Origin of the sequence: Sphingopyxis indica (genome assembly GCF_900188185.1) — a bacterium.
Taxonomy (GTDB): domain Bacteria; phylum Pseudomonadota; class Alphaproteobacteria; order Sphingomonadales; family Sphingomonadaceae; genus Sphingopyxis; species Sphingopyxis indica.
The window spans coordinates 17,877-38,394 of sequence record NZ_FZPA01000020.1 but is presented as its reverse complement, the minus strand read 5'-3'; the positions used below and the strand labels follow the sequence as shown (position 1 = coordinate 38,394).

General features: G+C 64.4%; 12 protein-coding genes and 1 tRNA gene. 5 read left to right on the top strand and 8 right to left on the bottom strand.

The genetic code is table 11. The features are described from left to right. Positions 1-253: 253 nt before the first annotated feature. The 5 genes from gltB to CHB69_RS18295 form a co-directional block, all read right to left on the bottom strand. Positions 254-4,783, bottom strand: a complete 4,530-nt coding sequence (gltB, locus tag CHB69_RS18315; protein ID WP_089217382.1) for a glutamate synthase large subunit — start codon at positions 4,781-4,783, stop codon at positions 254-256. Between the two features lie 25 nt (positions 4,784-4,808). Then, positions 4,809-5,978: a DUF2059 domain-containing protein gene (locus CHB69_RS18310; RefSeq protein WP_089217365.1), complete on the bottom strand. Its 1,170-nt coding sequence runs from the start codon at positions 5,976-5,978 to the stop codon at positions 4,809-4,811. A gap of 21 nt (positions 5,979-5,999) precedes the next feature. Then, positions 6,000-7,442 carry an NAD(P)-dependent oxidoreductase gene (locus tag CHB69_RS18305; protein ID WP_089217364.1) on the bottom strand — a complete coding sequence of 481 codons (1,443 nt, stop codon included), beginning with the start codon at positions 7,440-7,442 and terminating at the stop codon, positions 6,000-6,002. 157 nt (positions 7,443-7,599) lie between these two features. Then, positions 7,600-8,397 (bottom strand): undecaprenyl-diphosphate phosphatase, encoded by a 798-nt coding sequence (locus tag CHB69_RS18300; protein ID WP_089217363.1) that lies wholly within the window; start codon positions 8,395-8,397, stop codon positions 7,600-7,602. Between the two features lie 173 nt (positions 8,398-8,570). After that, the gene (locus CHB69_RS18295; protein WP_089217362.1) at positions 8,571-9,509 is read right to left on the bottom strand and encodes a complex I NDUFA9 subunit family protein; all 939 of its coding nucleotides are present in this window, start codon (positions 9,507-9,509) and stop codon (positions 8,571-8,573) included. A 202-nt stretch (positions 9,510-9,711) separates the two neighbouring features. Between CHB69_RS18295 and CHB69_RS18290 the strand changes: the two genes are divergently transcribed. Both CHB69_RS18290 and CHB69_RS18285 read left to right on the top strand, forming a co-directional pair. Then, positions 9,712-9,798 (top strand) — tRNA-Leu (locus tag CHB69_RS18290). A 165-nt stretch (positions 9,799-9,963) separates the two neighbouring features. Further along, positions 9,964-11,187, top strand: a complete 1,224-nt coding sequence (locus CHB69_RS18285; protein WP_089217361.1) for a tyrosine-type recombinase/integrase — start codon at positions 9,964-9,966, stop codon at positions 11,185-11,187. 136 nt (positions 11,188-11,323) lie between these two features. On the opposite strand, the gene CHB69_RS18280 is transcribed toward CHB69_RS18285, so the two are convergent. From CHB69_RS18280 to CHB69_RS18270, 3 genes are all read right to left on the bottom strand, one after another. Beyond that, positions 11,324-11,518, bottom strand: coding sequence for a DUF6961 family protein (locus tag CHB69_RS18280; protein WP_089217360.1), 195 nt, complete (start codon positions 11,516-11,518; stop codon positions 11,324-11,326). Then, entirely contained in the window at positions 11,509-12,060 is a 552-nt protein-coding gene (locus tag CHB69_RS20605; RefSeq protein WP_245836949.1) for a thermonuclease family protein, read from the bottom strand. Before CHB69_RS20605 ends, CHB69_RS18280 begins: the two co-directional genes overlap by 10 nt. A gap of 64 nt (positions 12,061-12,124) precedes the next feature. Beyond that, positions 12,125-12,709 carry a lytic transglycosylase domain-containing protein gene (locus tag CHB69_RS18270; protein WP_089217359.1) on the bottom strand — a complete coding sequence of 195 codons (585 nt, stop codon included), beginning with the start codon at positions 12,707-12,709 and terminating at the stop codon, positions 12,125-12,127. 138 nt (positions 12,710-12,847) lie between these two features. Between CHB69_RS18270 and CHB69_RS18265 the strand changes: the two genes are divergently transcribed. From CHB69_RS18265 to CHB69_RS18255, 3 genes are all read left to right on the top strand, one after another. Then, entirely contained in the window at positions 12,848-13,762 is a 915-nt protein-coding gene (locus CHB69_RS18265) for a DUF7146 domain-containing protein (protein WP_141134058.1), read from the top strand. 75 nt (positions 13,763-13,837) lie between these two features. Continuing rightward, on the top strand, positions 13,838-18,085 hold the full coding sequence (locus CHB69_RS18260; RefSeq protein ID WP_089217357.1) for a strawberry notch family protein: 4,248 nt from the start codon (positions 13,838-13,840) through the stop codon (positions 18,083-18,085). A 103-nt stretch (positions 18,086-18,188) separates the two neighbouring features. Next, positions 18,189-20,162, top strand: coding sequence for a ParB/RepB/Spo0J family partition protein (locus CHB69_RS18255; protein WP_089217356.1), 1,974 nt, complete (start codon positions 18,189-18,191; stop codon positions 20,160-20,162). Positions 20,163-20,518: the final 356 nt, after the last annotated feature.

The following is a 20,518-nucleotide window of genomic DNA, read 5'->3' as shown; positions in this document are numbered from 1 at the left end:
TCGGGCGCGGACGCGGAGTTTTGGCGCGCGTCTTTTAGCCGACCGACGCTTTCGCTGCGCTGAACGCTGCGGGCGATACGGCGAACCGCATCGCTCGCGCGACAATCGGTCCTCCCCGTCGCGCAGCGATGGGGAGGTGGCAGCCCGCAGGGCTGACGGAGGGGCCGCGAGCGTAGCGAGCGCGACGCGCTCGGCCCCTCCACCGCTTCGCGGTCCCCCCTCCCCATGCCTTCGGCACGGAGAGGATCCTGCACTATTCGGCCGCGACCACCTCGGGCGCTTCGGCGTCGCTCAGCGGGTGCATCAGGCGGCCGACCATCTCCTTGGGGCAAACCTGCCAGAATTCGCCCTTGCGGCGATCCCAGTCGGACAGGATTTCCTCCGACCATTTGCTTCCCGTTGCCTGCGCATGGTCGGCGATCAATTCCTTGAGCACACCTTCCCAATGCGCGCTGGCGAGGCGCTGCCACTGGATCGATTCGCCGTTGGCGCGGCGCTCGAAAGCGCCGTCGACGTCGAGCACGAAGGCCATGCCGCCGGTCATGCCGGCGCCGAAGTTCGAGCCGACGGGCCCCAGGATCACCGCGGTGCCGCCGGTCATATATTCGCAGCCATTGGCGCCGCAGCCCTCGACGACGACATTCGCGCCCGAGTTGCGCACCGCGAAGCGCTCGCCCGCCTGACCCGCGGCGAGCAGCGTGCCCGCCGTCGCGCCATAGAGGACGGTGTTGCCGACGATGCTGTTGTGCTGGCTGACCAGCGGGCTCGACACGGTCGGCCGCACGATGATGCGGCCGCCCGACAGGCCCTTGCCGACATAGTCGTTCGCGTCGCCGAACACCTCCAATGTGATGCCCTGACAGAGGAAGGCGCCGAGCGATTGCCCCGCCGTGCCGCGCAGCCGGATCTCGACGTGGCGGTCGGCGAGGCCCTTCATGCCGAAGCGCTTCGTCACTTCGGCCGACAGGCGGGTGCCCACCGCGCGGTGCGTGTTGCGGACATTATAGGTCAGCTGCATCCGCTCGCCGCGTTCGAACAGCGGCTTCGCGTCGTTCAAAATCTGCGCGTCGAGGCTGTCGGGAACCGGATTGCGGAAATGCGGGCCCTTCGAGCGGCGCTGGTCGTCGGGCGCGTCGACCTTCGCGAGGATCGGGTTGAGGTCGAGGTCGTCGAGATGCTCGGCGCCGCGGCTGACCTGCCGCAGCAGCTCGGTGCGGCCGATCACCTCGTCGAGGCTGCGACACCCCAGCTTGGCGAGGATTTCGCGCACTTCCTCGGCGATGAAGGTCATCAGGTTGATCACCTTCTCGGGGCTGCCCGTGAACTTCGCGCGCAGCTTCTCGTCCTGCGTGCAGACGCCGACCGGGCAGGTGTTCGAATGGCACTGGCGCACCATGATGCAGCCCATCGCGACGAGGCTCAGCGTGCCGATGCCATATTCCTCGGCGCCGAGGATCGCGGCGATCACGATGTCGCGCCCGGTCTTGAGCCCGCCGTCGGTGCGCAGGCGGATACGGTGGCGGAGGCCGTTCAGCGTCAGCACCTGATTGACTTCGGACAGGCCCATTTCCCACGGCGTCCCGGCATATTTGATGCTCGTCTGGGGGCTGGCGCCGGTGCCGCCGGTGTTGCCCGAGACGAGGATCACGTCGGCATGGGCTTTCGCGACGCCCGCGGCGACGGTGCCGATGCCCGCCGAGCTGACCAGCTTCACGCAGACGCGCGCCTTGGGGTTGATCTGCTTCAGGTCATAGATGAGCTGCGCCAGATCCTCGATCGAATAGATGTCGTGGTGCGGCGGCGGGCTGATCAGCATCACGCCGGGCGTCGAATGGCGCAGGCGGGCGATGAACTCGGTGACCTTGAAGCCGGGAAGCTGACCGCCCTCGCCGGGCTTGGCGCCCTGCGCAACCTTGATCTCGATCTCGTCGCACGCGCCGAGATATTCGGCGGTGACGCCGAAGCGGCCGCTCGCGATCTGCTTGATATTGCTGTTGGCATTGTCGCCATGGGCATAGGGCCGATAGCGCGAGCTGTCCTCGCCGCCTTCGCCCGACACCGCCTTGGCGCCGATGCGGTTCATCGCGATCGCCAGCGTCTCGTGCGCCTCGGGCGACAGCGCGCCGAGCGACATGCCGGGGGTGACGAAGCGCTTGCGGATTTCGGTGATCGCCTCGACGCTGTCGAGCGGCACGCCCTGCGCCGGATAGTTGAACTCCATCAGGTCGCGCAGATAGACGGGCGGCAGGTCGGCGACCCCGCGCGCGAATTGCAGATAGGTCGAATAGCTGTCGGTCGCGACCGCGGTCTGAAGCAGGTGCATCAGCTGCGCCGAATAGGCGTGCGCCTCGCCGCCCGCGCGCTGGCGATAGAAGCCGCCGATGGGCAGCGTCGTGACGCGGCTGTCATAGGCGGCTTCATGCTTCTCGGTCGCGTTGATGAGGAGCGACTGATAGCCCTCGCCCGAAATCTTTGCCGGCATACCGGGAAAGAGGTCGTTGACCAGCGCGCGCGACAGGCCGACCGCCTCGAAATTATAACCGCCGCGATAGCTGGAGATCACCGCGATCCCCATCTTCGACATGATCTTCAAAAGCCCGTCGTCGATCGCCTTGCGGAAACGCTGGCGGCAATCGTCGAGCGACAGGGTGCCGAACAGCCCGCGCGCCTGACGGTCGGCGATCGTCGCCTCGGTCAGATAGGCGTGAACCGTCGTCGCGCCGACGCCGATCAGCACCGCAAAGCCGTGCGTGTCGAGCACTTCGGCCGAGCGGACGTTGACCGAGGCATAGCTGCGCAGCCCCTTGCGGACGAGATGCGTGTGAACCGCGGCGGCGGCGAGCACCATCGCGACGCCGACGCGGTCGGGGCCGATATTCTGGTCGGACAGGAACAGCTCGCTGCGCCCCGCGCGCACCGCATCCTCGGCCTCGCGGCGGATGCGCGCGATCGCGTCGCGCAGCGTCGAGGCGTCGCCGCCCGCCGGAAAGGTGCAGTCGATGTCGGCGACCGCATCGCCGAAATAGGCGCGCAGCCGGTCCCAATCGTCGCCGACGAGCACCGGCGAATCCATTACGAGGACGTGCTCGCTCTGCCCCTTTTCGTCGAGGATATTGGCGAGATTGGCGAAGCGCGTCTTCAGACTCATCACATGCCGTTCGCGCAAGGAGTCGATCGGCGGGTTGGTGACCTGGCTGAAGTTCTGGCGGAAAAATTGCGCGACGTGGCGCGGCTTGTCCGAAATGACGGCGAGCGGGGTGTCGTCGCCCATCGAGCCGACGGCTTCCTTCGCGTCCTCGACCATCGGGGAGAGGATGAGTTCCATATCCTCCATGGTCAGCCCCGCCGCGACCTGGCGGCGCAGCAGTTCGGCGCGGTCCCACTCGGGCAGGCTCGACTTGCCGCCCTTCGGCAGGTCGCGCATCGTGCGGAAACCCTTGACCCGCGCCGCATAATCGTGCGCGCCGGCGATCTTGTCCTTGATCGCGCGATCTTCGTAGAGCGTGCCCTCGTCGAGGTCGACCGCGATCATCTGGCCGGGGCCGAGGCGGCCCTTCTTGCGGATGCTCGCTTCGGGCAGCACCACCATGCCGCTTTCGGAGCCGACGACGAGCAGATTGTCGGCGGTCAGCGTATAGCGCAGCGGGCGCAGCGCGTTGCGGTCCATGCCCGCGACCGCCCAGCGGCCATCGGTCATCGCGAGCGCGGCGGGGCCGTCCCACGGCTCCATGACGCTGGCGAGATAGCTATACATCGCCGCATGCGCGGGCGGCACGTCGGGATCGTTCGCCCAGGCTTCGGGGACGAGGATCAGCTTCGCGGTCGGCGCGTCGCGCCCGGCGCGGCACAGCGTCTCGAACACCGCGTCGAGTGCGGCGGTGTCCGACGCGCCCGCCGGGATCACCGGCTTGATGTCCTCGCTATGCTCGCCGAAGGCAAGGCTCGCCATCTTGATCTCGTGGCTGCGCATCCAGTTCTTGTTGCCGCGGATCGTGTTGATCTCGCCATTATGCGCGAGCGTGCGGAACGGCTGCGCGAGCCACCATTGCGGGAAAGTGTTGGTCGAATAGCGCTGGTGAAAGATGGCGACCCGGCTTTCGAACAGCTTGTTCGCGAGGTCGGGATAGAAATCGGCCAGGCTCTCGGCGAGGAACAATCCCTTGTAGATGATCGAGCGGCACGACAGGCTGCAGATATAGAAATCGGCGATCTGTGCCGCGATTACCTTCTTTTCGATACGGCGGCGCACCAGATAGAGCTGCTTTTCATATTCGGCGAGCGAGGATTCGCCCGGCATCGGGCCGGCGATCATGATCTGCTCGATCTCGGGGCGCGTGCGCTGCGCCTTGTCGCCGATCACCGACACGTCGACCGGCACCTGGCGCCAGCCATAGATGGTATAGCCCGCCTCGATGATCTCGGACTCGACGATCGTGCGGCACGCTTCCTGCGCCGAAAGGTCGGTGCGCGGCAGGAAGATCATGCCGACGGCGAGGCGGTTCGGCAGCACCTTGTGCCCCGACGCCGCGATCGCATCGTCGAAGAAACGTTCGGGAAGGTCGACATGGATTCCCGCCCCGTCGCCGGTCTTGCCGTCGGCGTCGACCGCGCCGCGGTGCCAGACCGCGCGCAGCGCCTCGATCGCCGCCTCGACGACGCGGCGCGACGGCTTGCCGTCGGTCGCCGCGACCAGCCCGACGCCGCAGGCATCGGATTCGAGATCGGGACGATAGAGGCCCTCTTCGGCAAGGCGCCGATGCTCGGGGGTGGGATAATGGGTCATGTCTTCGTTCCTGACGGGTATCGCCCTATTCGGACGGATCGGTTTGGCCGAGGCGTTCGCGCGCGGCGGCGATCGCGGCATCCTCGGCTTCATAGGCGGCGGCCGATGCGTTCGCGGCCGCGGTTTCGAGTTCCTCGACGCGCTGGCGATCGGCGTCGGACCAATTGTCGCGGTCGAATGCGGGGTCGCTGGCGTCTTCGGCCGCGTCCGCCGCTGCATCGGCCGCTGCTTCGGCATCCTCGGCGGCGTCGGCCGCGGCATCGACGGCCTGGTCGTCGCTGCTCCACTCTTCGTCCGCCTCTATGGCGTCCATGGCGGTCTCGCTCCACATGTCGCGATTATCTTGCAGCGTCTTGACGTCGACCTTCATCATCTTCGCGAGCTTTTTCATCTCGGCATCGCTGAGGTCGGCGAGCGCGCGCTCCTTGGGCAGATCCTCGAAATCCTTTGAGATTTCCGGGGCGCGGTCGATGAATTTGAGCACCATCGGCGGGATCGCCTTGGCCATCGCCAGCACCACTTCGGGATCGGCCTGCGCGGCCATCCATTCTTCGGTATAGACCCGGCCGGTGGGCGTCGCGAAAAAGGCGTTGAGTTCGCCAAGCTGCTCGGCCGAGAATTTGCGCGCATAGGCCTTTGCCATGCCCTCGCGCATCGGCGGCTCGAGATCGGCGAGCGCTTCGCTGATCAGCGGCTTCACGACCCTGGTGATCTGTTCTTCGCGTTCCTTGCGGTGCGGGTCGAACAGGTCGGCGATCGCGGTCTTGGTGTCCTTGTCGAGTTCGGCGATCTTGTCGCTCTCGACCCCGGTCTTGATCGACAGCATCAGGTCGGACGAACCGTCGGCCTGATCCATGATCGTCTTGAACATCTTGCCATAGAGATTGTCCATCAGCCGCTCGAGGCTGCCCGAAGGGACGAGCGCCGCGGTCGTCTGCTCGGCGAGCGCCAGGCGCGCGGGCTCGATCGGCGGCAGGTCGTCGGTGCCGAACATCTGTTCGATCAGCGCGATGACCTCGTCCATCTCCTTCTGCATCTTCGCCTTCGCTTCGGCGATGCCGGCGTCGGCATCGAGAACGCTGTCGTCGTGCGGGTGAACGACGTCCGCATTCGGCGCCTCTTCCTGCGCGATTGCGCTGCCCAGCGGCGTCAGCGCAAAGGTGCCGGCAAGCAAGGTGGATTTCCAGGTCGACATTGGTGATTCCTTCCCTGTTGGTCAGGCCGCCTTCTTTTCGCTTTTCGCCTTCGCCTTCAACCACTTTGCCATCTGTTCGCTGACGTCGCGGCCGTCGCGGATGCCCCACACGACCAGGCTCGCGCCGCGCACGATGTCGCCCGCGGCGAAGACGCCGGGCAGGCTGGTCATCATCGTCTGATGATCGACGCGCAGCGTGCCCCAGCGCGTGACGCTGAGGTCGGGCGCGCCGAACAGGTTGGGGAGCTCTTCGGGGTCGAAGCCCAGCGCCTTGATCACCATGTCGGCGGGCACGTCGAACGTGCGGCCCGGATCGCGCTCGGGGCTGCGGCGGCCGCTCGCGTCGGGCGAGCCGAGCCGCATTCCCGCGACCGCGACTTGCTTGACGCGCTTGTCGGCGGTGAAGCTCTCAGGGGCCGACAGCCACACGAATTCGACGCCTTCCTCTTCGGCGTTGGCGACCTCGCGCTGCGATCCCGGCATATTTTCGCGGTCGCGGCGATAGAGGCACTTCACCGACTTCGCGCCCTGGCGCACCGCGGTCCGCACGCAGTCCATCGCGGTATCGCCGCCGCCGATCACGACGACATGCTTGCCCTTCGCATCGAGGCGGCCGTCGTCGAATGCCGGCACGTCGTCGCCGAACCCCTTGCGGTTCGACGCGATCAGATAGTCGAGCGCGGCGACGACGCCCTCCGCTCCATTGCCCGGCACATTGATCTCGCGCGCCTTGTAAACGCCGGTCGCGATCAGCACCGCGTCGTGCCGCTGGCGCAATTCGTCGAGCGTCGCATCCTTGCCGACCTCGAAACCGAGGTGGAACTGGATGCCGCCCGCTTCGAGCCGCTCGACGCGCCGCATCACGACATCCTTCTCGAGCTTGAAGCCCGGGATGCCATAGGTGAGCAGCCCGCCGGCGCGGTCGTGCCGGTCATAGACATGCACCTCGTGCCCCATGACGCGCAGATATTCGGCGGCGGTCAGCCCCGCGGGGCCGGCACCGATGACCGCGACCGACTGGCCCGTCGCGGGGCCGGCGACCACCGGCTCGACCCAGCCTTCGGCCCAGGCGGTGTCGGTGATATATTTTTCGACGCTGCCGATCGTCACCGCGCCATGGCCCGAAAATTCGATCACGCAATTGCCTTCGCACAGGCGATCCTGCGGGCAGATGCGGCCGCAGATCTCGGGCATCGTCGAGGTCGCGTTCGACAGCTCATAGGCCTCGCGCAGCCGCCCCTCGGCGGTCAGGCGCAGCCAGTCGGGGATATGATTGTGCAGCGGGCAATGCACCGAGCAATAGGGAACCCCGCACTGCGAACAGCGCGCCGCCTGCGCATCGGCGTCCGGCGCGGCATAGCGCTCGGCGATCTCGCGAAAGTCGCGCGCGCGCTCTTCGGGCGAGCGCTTGTCGGGGTAGGATTGGTCGCGCCCCACAAATTGGAGCATCCGTTCGGCAGCCATGATGATTCCCTTCGTTGAAGGGGCAAATGCATGGCTGGCCGGCGGCTGTCACGGACAAAATGGCAATCAGGTCAGTATATATGACCTAAATTCGGCGCCATTTTTCTCCATTCCGTATCACACGTAATTATCTTTCATATTTAATACCGAAACGGCCCTATCGCATGGCGAGCCAGATCAGCGCCGCACCGCCGACGAGGATGCGGTACCAGGCGAAGGGCGCGAAGCCATAGCGGGTCACGATGGCGAGGAACGCCTTGATTACCGCCCAGGCGACGATGAAGGACACAAAGGCGCCGACTGCGATCAGTCCGAGGTCGTTCGAGGTGATCGCGTCGCGGTGCTTGAAGAGCTGCAGCACCGTCGCGCCGGTCAAGGTCGGCAGCGCGAGGAAGAAGCTGAATTCGGCCGCGGTCTTGCGGTCGACGCCGAGCGCCATCGCGCCCATGATCGTCGCGCCCGAGCGGCTGACGCCGGGGATCATCGCGAGGCACTGGACGATGCCGACGACGATCGACTGGCGCACCGACATCGCCGCGACGCCGCCGCTTTCCTCCGGCTTCGCAAAGCGTTCGACAAGCAATATGCCGAAACCGCCGATCACCAGCGCCCAGGCGACGACGACGGCATTTTCGAGCAGTGTCTCGATATAATCGCCGAACGCGAGCCCCAGGATCACCGCGGGGAAGAAAGCGAGCAGCAGGTTGCGAACGAAGGCGATGGCTTGCCGGTCGCCGCGGAACAGGCCGACGAACATGTCCCAGAACAAGTGCCGGTAGAGGACGACGATCGCGAGGATCGCGCCCGGCTGAATCGCGATGTTGAACACCGCCCATTTCGCCGCGTCATAGCCGAGCAGCTCGGTCGCGAGGATCAAATGCCCGGTCGAGGAAACGGGAAGGAATTCGGTGAGGCCCTCGACGATGCCGAGGATGATCGCGGTCAGCCAGATCATGCGCGGCGGCTCGCGGGCATCGGGACGTGGGGAAGGGGGCTCATCGGCGGGCTCCGGGTCGTCGGGTCAAAGGAAAGGCGCCCGGCGAAAGGCCGGACGCCCTTGGAAGAATGTTTAGGCGGCTCGTGTCGCCTTTTCCAGCCGGCGCGTCCACGCTGCGCCGTGGCAAAGCCTCACTGAACCGCAGCCTGGGCGAAACGGCCGTGGCGGCGATACTGGACCAGCCATCCCTCGGCGACATCGGCGAGCGCGGTCGGCACGATGCCGAGCTGGGCGAGTCCCTCGCTGCCGCCGGCGACGACGTTCGCAACCTGCAGCATCAGCCACTGATCCCTGGTGATCGGCGCGCCGGGCAGCCAGCCGATCGCGCTAGCCAGCGCGGCGCCGACCGCGTCGGGCACTTCGACGAACAGGCGCTTGCGGCCGATCGCGGCGGCGATCCAGTGCTGGAGTGCCGCCATGGTCAGCACTTCGGGGCCGCCGAGCTCGAAGGTGCGGCCGGCTGCCGATGCGTCGAGCCCCGCAACCGCCGCATCGGCGACGTCGCCGGCATAGACGGGCTGAAATTTCGCCGCGGGCGCGATCACCGGCACCACCGGCATCATCCGGATCATGGTCGCGAAGCGGTTGATGAACTTATCCTCGCGGCCGAAGACGATCGACGGCCGCAGGATGACCGCGCCGGGAAAGGCGGCGCGCACCGCGGCTTCGCCTTCGCCCTTGCTGCGGCCATAGGCCGACGGGCTGTTCGTGTCGGCGCCGATCGCCGACAGGTGGACGAGGCGGCGGACGCCCGCATCGCGCACCGCCTCTGCGACATGTTTCGCGCCCGCGGCCTGCACCGCCTGCATATCGTCGAAGCTGCCGACGAGATTGATCACCGCATCGCTGCCGCGCACGGCGCGTGCGACGCTCGCCGGGTTGCGCACGTCGGCGGCAACGAACTGCGTCTGGCCGAGCCCGCCGAGCGGTTTCAAAAAGGTCGCCTGCCGCGGCTCGCGCTGCGCGATGCGAACGCGCGCGCCGCGCGCCAGAAGGCGCTGCACGACATAGCGGCCGATGAAGCCGCCGCCGCCCAGCACGGTGATCAATTGCCCTTCGAGGTTGCGCATAATGTCTGTCCGTAACCTGAGTCTCGTATCGCCGCCGTCCGGGCGGCCTGCGCCTCCCATGCCGCGAAGCACCGGGCGGGGCAAGGGCCAAGCCCGCCCACGCGCCCGCAAATCCGCCCGCGCGAAAGATTTTATACGCGCCGCGGCCGAGCGCGGTTGACAAGCGGCGCCCCCCGCCGCTAAGCGCCCGCTCCTACCCCGTGCCCAGATGGCGGAATTGGTAGACGCACCAGCTTCAGGTGCTGGCGATCGCAAGGTCGTGGAGGTTCGAGTCCTCTTCTGGGCACCATTTGTTCTTCTCACGTTCTCCCAAATAATCTATAAAACCCGCAGAAATCCTAGGGATTTGGCCCTTGGATCGTTCCGGATCGTCCCGCCTGTTCTCGGGGGTTCCAGACACTTTTGTGGGCCTTTTGAGGCCGTTTCGCAAAGGCCCAGATGAAAAGGCCCCCACATGCCGCTGACAGATACTCGTCTCCGCGCACTCAAGCCCAAGGATAAGCCGTACAAGGTAACCGATGAGCGCGGCCTATATGTTGAGGTCACGCCGACCGGGGGCAAACTTTGGCGATTCCGATACCGGATCGGCGGTGCGCAAAAGAAGCTCTGCATCGGCAGCTATCCCGAAATCAGCCTCAAGCAAGCGCGAGACGTGGCCTACGAGGCACGACGAACTGTTGCTTCAGGGGGCGACCCGGCTTTTGAGAAGCGGAAGCGGAAAATCCGCGCGGAGTTCCTTTCTGCACAGACGTTCGAGGCAGTCGCGCGTGAGTATATCGAACAGATGATGGTCCAGAATGGCCGTGCCGATGGCACGATCGTCAAGGCCAATTATTTCCTCGACAAGCTCGCGCCTGCCATCGGGAACAGACCCATCAACGAGATCGAGCCGTTCGAAGTCCTGGCTCCTCTCAAACGACTGGAAGCCACTGGCAAGCACGAGACTGCGAAGAAATGCCGCTCGTTCGCAGGCCGCGTGTTTCGCTATGGGGTCGCAACGACCCGTTGCAAATCCGACCCGACCAGCATGCTGAAGGGCGCTCTCGTCACGCCGAGAGCCAAGCACTATGCAGCAATCCTCGAGCCCACCGAGCTAGGCGGGCTGCTGCGGGCAATCGACGACTTCACTGGGTACATGGTGACAAAGTTTGCTTTGCAGATCGCGCCGCATGTGTTCGTACGCCCCGGCGAACTCCGCCACGCCGAATGGCATGAGATCGACCTCGTCGATGGGGTCTGGAAGATCCCTGCCGGTAAAATGAAAGCGCGCCGAGCGCATGCCGTCCCGCTTTCCAAGCAGGTTAGAGGCTATCTCACAGACCTCGCCGAGATGCTCGGCCGCGAAGGATATGTTTTCCCATCTGCGCGCAGCTCCAAGCGCCCCATGAGTGAAAACACGCTCAATGCCGCATTCCGTCGCATGGGATACTCGAAAGAAGAAGTCACCGCGCACGGACTCCGTGCGACAGCATCGACATTCCTGAACGAGTCGGGACTTTGGAATCCGGATGCAATCGAGCGTGCCCTGGCACATGGCGACAGCAATGTTGTGCGGGGCATCTACCATCGCGGCAAACATTGGGACGAGCGCGTGCGAATGGCTCAATGGTGGAGCGACTACCTCGATGAGCTCCGGACAGGAGGAAAGGTCATCATGGGAAAGTTTGCCAAGGGTTGATCGGAAGGACGAATCTTTTCTCAGCCAATGCAGGATTGAAGGCTCAGGATCAGCCCAATCAGGGACACTGACACCAGCACGGCGAACTCAATTCTGATGCCCCAGATCCGAAGCCAATTCCGCATCGTGCCGAGCCTCAGTTCGTAGAGCTTTGGCAGCTAAGCTGATCGAAGCGCTCAGCAACAGTCTTCCACGTTGCTATGCCTGCTTCGTCCCCTTCGTTGGATAGCCGCTGGAGTTGCTGCGCGATATACGCGGGTCCCTCTTTGCCATGGTTCTTTTCGACCCAGAGCGCGACGGCCCACAATTCCTGATCGCGGTTCAGCACCATGGTTCACGTCTCCCGGTCCAGGTTCGCGCCAGGCCTTCGCTGACCAGCTGATCGCCAAGCGAGCGGCCGCCGCGCGTTACAACCCGCAATTTGCGACCGTACTGATCCTCGTCTCTGCTACCGATGGTCCTCAGTTCAAAGGGCCCGCCATTCAGCAAGTCGACAAGGCGGTGCGTCGCGCGCATGCCGAGCTGGTATTCATAGTCGCAACGAGGCTCGCTGATCTCGGGAGTGTCGATGTCGGCAATCCGGATCTTCACGCCATCAAGCCAGAAAGTATCTCCATCCACGACGCATGTGCGCCGGATCGATCCGCAGATGTCGAATTGAGGGGAGCTTGCTTGCTGGAATAAAGCCTGAGGCTGCTGATCGTCGTTAGCAAGGCTGGCATCATGGACTGGCCAGTTGAGTGCCAGCATCCCTCCAGCAAATACGATCGCGAATGCTCCCAAACCCAACGCGATCTCCTTTCTCAGCTTCCGGCGCTTTTGTGCCTTCAACGCCTTGCGAAAGTCGAACGGCTCACCGGGGGTCTCACTCACTAGCGTTGTCCGTGTTCATTCCGGCACATGATTTCAGACAATAGCCGGAAATCAGGTAGTTTCGTCAATTGTACGTACCAATTGCTTGCCAACGTCCCAACACAGTCCGGACATATTGCGGCGTTTCACCATTTTTCGGAATGCCGCGTGATCGGGAGACGGCACCAGGGCCCGCATTGTAAGCAGCCAAGGCCAGGTGGACCGCGTCGAACCGGTCCAACATGTCGCGAAGGTACCTGGCGCCACCGTCGATCGATGCAAGAGGGTCATGACGGTTCCGGACGCCCAGTTCTCGCGCCGTGGCTGGCATAAGCTGAGCAAGCCCGGCAGCACCAGCTGGACTCACAGCCATCGGATTGAAGCGGGACTCAGCCCAGATAAGAGCACGAAGCAGGTTGGTCGGAAGCCCGTAACGGCGTTCAGCCTCGGCTATCGCCGCTATATACAGGCCCTCCCGGTAGGATACGTCTGCTGGCCCGGCCGGGTAGATTGCAGGAAGATATTGTCTAGCCGGCTGCTGGTCCGTCTTCGGCGGAACGATCGCGTGCTCGAACAGGGTGAAATCCTGGGCGCGGACTTGCTGAGAGGAGGTCGCGATCATCCCCAGGCAGGCGACCGCTATCGCGGTCCGACAATTGAGAGAGGTCATCTCGAGTGGTGCTCCATTGATTCGAATCACAATGGAACATAAATAGAACATATGCTTGTAGGAAACCTGTGAATGCCTGCCTTTGGGAGAGGAGAGGAACGCTGATGAGGGGGCCACTTTGCATGCTGAGGAGCTCGCATGTCCCTGTCTGTCCACACTCATCCCAACCGATCGCTTGCCGAGACCGCCCGTCGCATTTGCGAATCGCGAGGGGGCAAATGGTCCGGCACAAAGGGCATGGCCTGTTGCCCCGCGCATGATGACCGCACGCCGTCACTCGGTGTGTCACTCGGCCGACAGGCCATCCTCTTCCACTGTTTCGCGGGATGCGATCAGCAGAGCGTGCTGGCTGCTCTGGCGCGTGAAGGTTTCGAGGCACCGGCGCTTTTTTCAGGTTCTGCGATCACCAACGAACCCGAATCGACCAGCACCCGCAAACCCTCGGCGGTAGCGCTGAGGATCTGGCGCGATGCACAGCCACTGCGTGCCAGTCCGGCAAAGGCATATCTTGAAAGCCGCGGCATCCTCGCCGCATCTCCGGCGCTCCGCTTCCATCCACGAACGCCGCTTGGCCCGAAAGGACGGGCCCGCTTTCTGCCCGCCATGATCGCGGCAGTCAGCCTCGACGAGGGCCCGATCGCCATCCACCGCACGTTCCTGTCTACCGAGGCTTCAGGCAAGGCCGCTTTCGAAAAGCCGAAACGCGCGCTCGGCGCGCTCGGTGAAGCTGCTGTTCGTCTCTTCGCTCCAGTTTCCGGCAAGCTTGGCCTTGCCGAGGGGGTCGAGAGCGCGATGTCGGCCTATGCTCTCACCGGCATCCCCGTCTGGGCGACCCTGGGCAATGAGCGGTTCGGCCTCGTTAGCGTACCCGAGAGTGTCACCGAACTTCATCTCTTCGTCGATCGTGATGCTGGCGGCGAGCTGGCTGCATCGCGTGGCCTGGCCGCTTATGCCCGCGAAGGGCGGACGATCCACGTTCGCAAACCATCCTCACTCGACAGCGACTGGAACGATGAACTTACAGCATGGCTGCGCCGCAAAGCGGCGCGTTAGAGGAGAGAGGGCTTCTCGAATTCCTGATCCGGCAGAGGGCGTGTCCCGATGCCCCCATCAGGAGGACGAATTGCCATGTTTCAATCAGACCTGTTTCCCGCTGGCGAGCAGTTTTCGTCAGTGCCATTGGCTTACGCCGTCGGCGTCAGGATTGCCGAGCTTCTTGCCTCGGGGCGTCATCTAACCCGCGTCGACATTTCCGGGCTTTTCGCCGAAGTGACGGGCGTGCTGGACTGGGGAAGCGCCTGGACGATCGATGACTACAACAACGCGGTCGAGATCGGCGCACTGCTCTGGCTACGTGAAGCTTCACGCATCGATCTGGCGACAAGCGTGCACGAAGCCGAAGCGCGGTTCGACTGGCTCGAAGCAGCCTTGCCGCCCCGGCATGTGCGCAGCGAAGCACAGGTCGAATTGCAGCAGTTCTCGACCCCGCCGATGCTGGCCTGGCTCATGGCAAAGGCCGCAGCTGTCTCTTCGCATGACACGCTGCTCGAACCGTCCGCAGGCAATGGTGCCCTTGCTCTCTGGGGTTGCCTCCAGAACGCTTCGCTGCTCCTCAACGAGATCGATCCGGCAAGACGAGACAGCCTCGGCCATATCTTTCCCACGGCCACAATCACCGCGCATGACGGAGAACTGATCGCCGACATGCTTCGCGGCCCTGTTCCGTCTGCCGTGCTGATGAACCCGCCGTTCGCTCACAGCCTGGAACGCGGCAAGGACGGTGAGACCGCTATGCGTCACCTACGCGGTGCAATCCGGGCCGCTGCTGATCGGGCGAGGATCGTCGCCATTATGCCTGAAGGCTTCGACGCCTCCAACTTCGCCAAGGAACAGGACGAAGCATCGCTGCTCCTCGATGTTCGCCTGCAGCAGATGTTTCGCCGGACAGGGACGGGGATCGCTGTTCGCCTGGTTGTGTTCGACAAGACGCCGACTGCGTCCTCGCCTGCGATCACCGGAGATACTGCCGACCTCATCTCGCTCCACGAGCTTATCACTGCGCTTCCGCCACGCGTACAGACCTCCGCCAACATCCATCGCCTGCCGCTCGGCAAGCCAGTGCGCCTCGTTGGCAAGACTTCGGCCCAAAGCGCGCCGGTTCGGCCGGTGGCGCCGTTCGCCGCGACACCAGCAGCCACGGCGAATGCGATCGACCTTGCCTATTCGGTCCTCGCCTACCCCGCGCCTGTACCCGAACAGACTGGCATCTACCTGCCTTACCGGCCCAGCCGCATAGCGTTCGAAGATGCGCCGGTTCATCCCACCCCGCTCGTGGAATCGGTCGCCATGGGTTCGGTCGCGGCGCCGCAGCCGGACGTTAACCCGCGCCTTCCCGCGAACTGGCAGGCCGACGGCCTCCTGTCAGAAGCGCAGTGCGAGACACTGGTTTACGCTGCCCAGGCATTCGCGCGCGATCTTCCGGGTCAGTTCAAGATCAGCCAGGAAGGCACCTCGCTGGAACTATCCGAAGACGGGGACGCATTCCGCCAAGGCTTCTTCCTTGGCGACGGAACCGGAGCGGGTAAGGGACGGCAGATAGCAGCGGTCATCATGGACCGCTGGCTCGCAGGCGAACGCCGCCATATCTGGATCACCAAGAACGAGGCGCTGCTCGAAGATGCGCGCCGCGACTGGGAAGCGCTTGGCGGGCTGCCGCTTGATCTCCAGCCGCTCTCGCGCTGGAAGCTCGGCCACCCTGTAACGAGCTCCGAAGGCATTCTCTTCGTCACCTATCCGACGCTGCGCTCGGGCCGCGCCGAGGATACGCGCCTCGACCAGATCCTTGCCTGGGCGGGTGAGGACTACGATGGCGTAATCGCCTTCGACGAAGCCCACGCCATGTCCAATGCGCTTGGGGGCTCTTCAACCCGCGGCAAGGTCAAGGGCTCCGAACAGGGCATGGCGGGCCTCAGGCTGCAGAACCATCTCCCGCGCGCCCGCGTACTCTACGCGTCTGCCACAGGTGCTTCGGACATCGGCAATCTCGGCTATACTTCCCGCCTCGGCCTTTGGGGACCCGAGACCGCTTTTCCGACCCACGAGGCCTTCATGACCGAGATCCGCGCTGGCGGCGTGGCGGCGATGGAACTCGTCGCCCGCGACCTCAAGGCCCAGGGTCTTTACCTAGCCCGTGCGCTGTCCTTCGCCGGGGTCGAATACGAGATCCTCGAACACAGCCTGACCGAAGCGCAGATAAAAATCTATGATGCCTATGCTGATGCCTGGGCGATCATTCACCGCAACCTCGAAGCTGCGCTCGAAGCAACCCGCGTGGTCGACGAGGACAGCGGCGACACGCTCAACCGCAACGCCAAGGCTGCGGCGCTATCGATCTTCGAAGGCACCAAGCAGCGCTTCTTCGCCCAGCTCCTGCTCTCGATGAAACTGCCGAGCCTGATCCCCGCTATGGAAGCGGCGCTTGGCGAAGAGCATTCGGTTGTCGTGCAGCTGGTCTCGACCGCCGAGGCCATGCTCGACCGGCGCCTTGCCGACCTGTCCGACGAAGAACGCGAAGCGCTCGATATCGATCTGTCCCCGCGTGAATATGTCATCGACTACCTTTCGAAGAGCTTCCCGGTGCGCCTGATGCAGGTCTTCGCCGACGACGACGGCAATCTCCGCTCCGAGGCAATGAGCGACGAGGAGGGCAATCCCGTCTTCTGTCCGCGCGCCGTGGCCGCGCGCGATGCGCTGATCGAACAGCTTTGCGCGCTGCCGCCCATCGCAACAGCACTCGATGCGGTTATCGAGCATTTCGGAACCGAGGCTGTGGCCGAGGTCACGGGCCGGACCCGAAGGCTGGTATCGGGCCGCGATGGCCAGCAGCGCCTCGAACGGCGAAGCCCCAGTGCCAATGTTGCCGAAGCGCAAAGCTTTATGGAAGGGACCAAGCGCATCCTGGTCTTCTCGGATGCAGGTGGCACGGGACGTTCCTACCATGCCGACCTTGGCTGCCGAAACCAGCAGCGCCGGGTTCATTTCCTGCTCGAGCCGGGCTGGCGCGCCGACAACGCTATCCAGGGTCTTGGACGTACCAACCGCACCAACCAGGCCTCGGCCCCGCTCTTCCGGCCGGTAACCACCGACGTGAAGGGCGAACGCCGCTTCATCTCGACCATCGCGCGAAGGCTCGACGCATTAGGCGCGCTGACGCGCGGCCAGCGCCAGACCGGCGGGCAGAACCTGTTCGACCCGACCGACAATCTCGAAAGCGATTTCGCGCGCGACGCGCTCAGCCGCTGGTTCCAGCTGCTCTATGAAGGCAAGCTCGAAGCTACGAGCTTCGGTATATTCGTCGAGCGCACCGGCCTCCGGCTCGAAAACCCAGATGGCGGGCTGACCGACAATCTCCCCACGATCCAGCGCTGGCTCAATCGCATTCTCGCGCTGCCGATTGCGCTCCAGAACGCCATATTCGATGAATATCTCGGCCTCGTCGAAGCGCGGATCGAAGCCGCGCGCGAGGCCGGAACGCTCGACCAGGGACTGGAAACCGTCAGGGTCGATTGTTTCACGGTCCTGGCAGATGAACTCCTGCGCACCGATCCCGTGACCGGAGCGGAGACCCGCCTCGTCTCGCTCGAAGTGACGAGGCACCTTCGGCCTCTGCGCTTGCAGCGCCTCGTACGCATGCACGAGATTGGCAGCCTGCACGCGATACCGATGCGCAACGCGCGCTCGGGCAAGGTCGCGCTGTCGGTTCCGGCCCGGCGCCTCATCGCCGACGACGGGGAAGCGATCGAACGTCGGCGCCTGCTGCGACCGCTCAAGTCCGCGAACTGGACGCTTGAGGCACTTGGTGAGAGCCATTGGGAGGAAATCGGCGTCACTGCGTTCACCAGCGCCTGGCGGATCGAGGAAGAGGTGGCCTCCAAGTCACCGGTGACCGAGCGCGTCCATCTTGCTACCGGCCTGTTGCTACCGGTCTGGAAGCGCCTGCCCGGCGATCATGTCCGCGTCACCCGGCTCGTTGCCGAGGACGGCCAGTCGATCATCGGGCGCGAAGTGCTCGATATCGATCTCGCTGCGATTGCCGAGACCTTTGGCCTCTCCGGAGTTGCCGGACCATCAGCGGAGCAGATCGGCGAGCTCGTCATCGCCAGCGGCAAGCCGCTGAGCCTCGCAAGCCAAGATGCCTTGACCGTCAAGCGATCACTGGTCGGCGGCGAACAGCGCCTTGAACTGACCGGGTTCTCGCCCGATCGGCTCGACTGGTACAAGGGCAAAGGCTGCTTCACCGAGATCATCCGCTACCGCACGCGCCTGTTCGTCCCGGTGTCGAAAGCCTCGTCGGTCCTCCCCGCGCTTGCCGCCTGATCCCTCAGGCAGACCCGATCTCAGAATGAGAGTGGAGGGAGCCCTTTGGGCTTGTGGGCCTCGTGATCCTCACCTGCGCCTTCATTCCATCAGGAGAACACCCATGATCCAGTCGATTCCCTTGAAAAAGCTTGTCCCGAGCCCGCGCAATGTTCGCAAGTCGAGCGACGTGCTGGCCGACCTCCAACTGCGGGCAGACATTGCTGCGCGCGGCCTGCTGCAGAACCTTGTCGTGCGCAAAGGAAAGCGCGGCAAGTTCGAGGTCGAGGCCGGCGGTCGCCGTCTCGCCGCGCTGCAGGCTCTGTCCGAAGAGGGCACCGTGCCCGAAAACCACGAGGTCACCTGCCTCGTCATCGAAGGCCAGGAAAGCGAAGTGCGCGAAGCCAGTCTTGCCGAGAACTTCCAGCGCCTCGCGATGAACCCGGCCGACGAGGCGCAGGCCTTCGCCTCCATCATCGAAGCAGGAGCTACCACCGAAGACGTGGCGCGCCGCTTCGGCCTCACTGTCCGGTTCGTCGAAGGGCGCCTGCGCCTGGCAAGTCTCGCACCCTGCGTCTTCGAAGCGCTCGCCGAGGGCGCGATCACGCTCGACATGGCCAAGGCCTACGGAGCGATTTCCGATGTGGAGCGCCAGGCGCATGTCTATGCCGAGCTGCAGGACACCTGGTACCAGATCACGCCCGACACGATCCGCCGCATGGTGCTCGACGCGACGGTGCGTGGTTCCGATCCGCGTGCCGTGCTCGTCGGACGCGATGCCTACGTCGCCGCAGGCGGCCGGATCGAGCGCGAACTGTTCGACGATGATGCCAGTGAAAGCTGGATCGATATCGCCCTGCTCGAAGACCTCGCGCACAAGGCCATGGAAGAAGCCGCCGAAAGGATCGCGCTCGAATATGGCCTTGCCTGGGTGCGCCCGACGCTGGGCACCTATGTCAGTCATGACCTTGTCGAAGGTCTGAGCCGTCTGCCTTGCGAGCCTGCGCCGATAACGGAACAGGAAGCGAAGGAGCTTGGCGAACTCGAGGCTGACTACGACCGCGTCGCCGCCGTGCTCGAAGACGAGGACAGCGATGAGGACGAGGTCGCTAAGGCCGAACAGGAACTCGTGATGATAGACCGCGCCATGCGCGCGCTCAATGATCGGCCGCCGGTACTCGCCGACGAGCTGACATCCGAGGCCGGTGCCTTCCTTGTCCTCTCGCGCAATGGTGAACCGACATTGGTCCCGCAGTACTACACCGAGACCGAAGTCATCGCTGAGGAAGGTGTGCTCGAAGCAGTCGAGGCATCCGGAACGGCGAAACCCAAGGGGAGCGCGTTGTCGCAGCGACTGCTCGACGAGCTCGCAATGCAGCGCCGCGACATCCTGGCAATCCATCTCGCCAACGACCCGGCACTGGCGCTCGATTTCATGGTCTTCACGCTCGCCGATGCCGATGGGCATGACTGGCGCGCCAAGAAAGCGTCGACCCTCGTCGGCTCGGTCGCGTCCGGCCCGGTCACCGGGTTTGAGGCCAAGGATGCCCCGGCAAGTGCTGCTATGGCCGAGTTCGCAGGATCGCTCGATGAAAGCTGGCGTGCTGGCGAAAACGACGTCGAGCGGTTCGCCAGGTTCCGGGCACTGTCTGACGAGGCGCGCTCGGCCTGGCTCGGCCATGTCGTCTCGCGCACGCTGGTTGCCAGCCTTGCCTGTGACGGTGAGCGCTCGGTGCCACTGCACGAGGCGCTCGGCTCGCTCCTCGAAATCGAGACCGCGCATTGGTGGCGTCCCACGGCGGCCAACTATTTCGACCGCGTGGCCAAGGCCCGCACGCTCGAGGCACTCGATGCTGCCGGTGGTCCCGAACTGGTCAGTCGCTACGCTGCATCGAAGAAGGCCGAATTGGCGAGCGCTGCCGAGCGCATCTTCTCCGGCAACTTCATTGGCGAGTCTGAGGTCAAGGAGCGGGCGCAGGCTTGGGTTCCGCCGATCATGCGTTTCGCCGGTTCCGACGAAGGCGAATTGGCCGATCACGAAGAAAACGAGGCGGTCAACGCAGAAGAAACTGACGAGATTGCCGAGCAGGCTGCCTGACCCCTCCTGACAGGTCCAGGTGACTCGGCGGGCGGTCCGTCCCTTCGGGACGGGCCGCCTTTCGCATTCTCCCGGTGTGGCGTTCGACACGATACTCCTGAAAGTTGACATTCTTAGTGTTGACGCAGCGTATCTGCAGCCGCCAACAAATGCGACAGTCGCCGGCCCGAAGCTGCGCGTTGGAACCCGCCCTTCGTTCAGCCGCATGTCGAGGCACAGCTACCGACCGAATTTGGGACGAGGGGGTCATACGCACGCTATATGCAGAAGGCGGCACCTAGCAGAAGTGGATGTTCCGCATCGGCCCAATCGTGTCGTAGATCGACAGAAACTGGTACGACCGAAGACCATCTGCT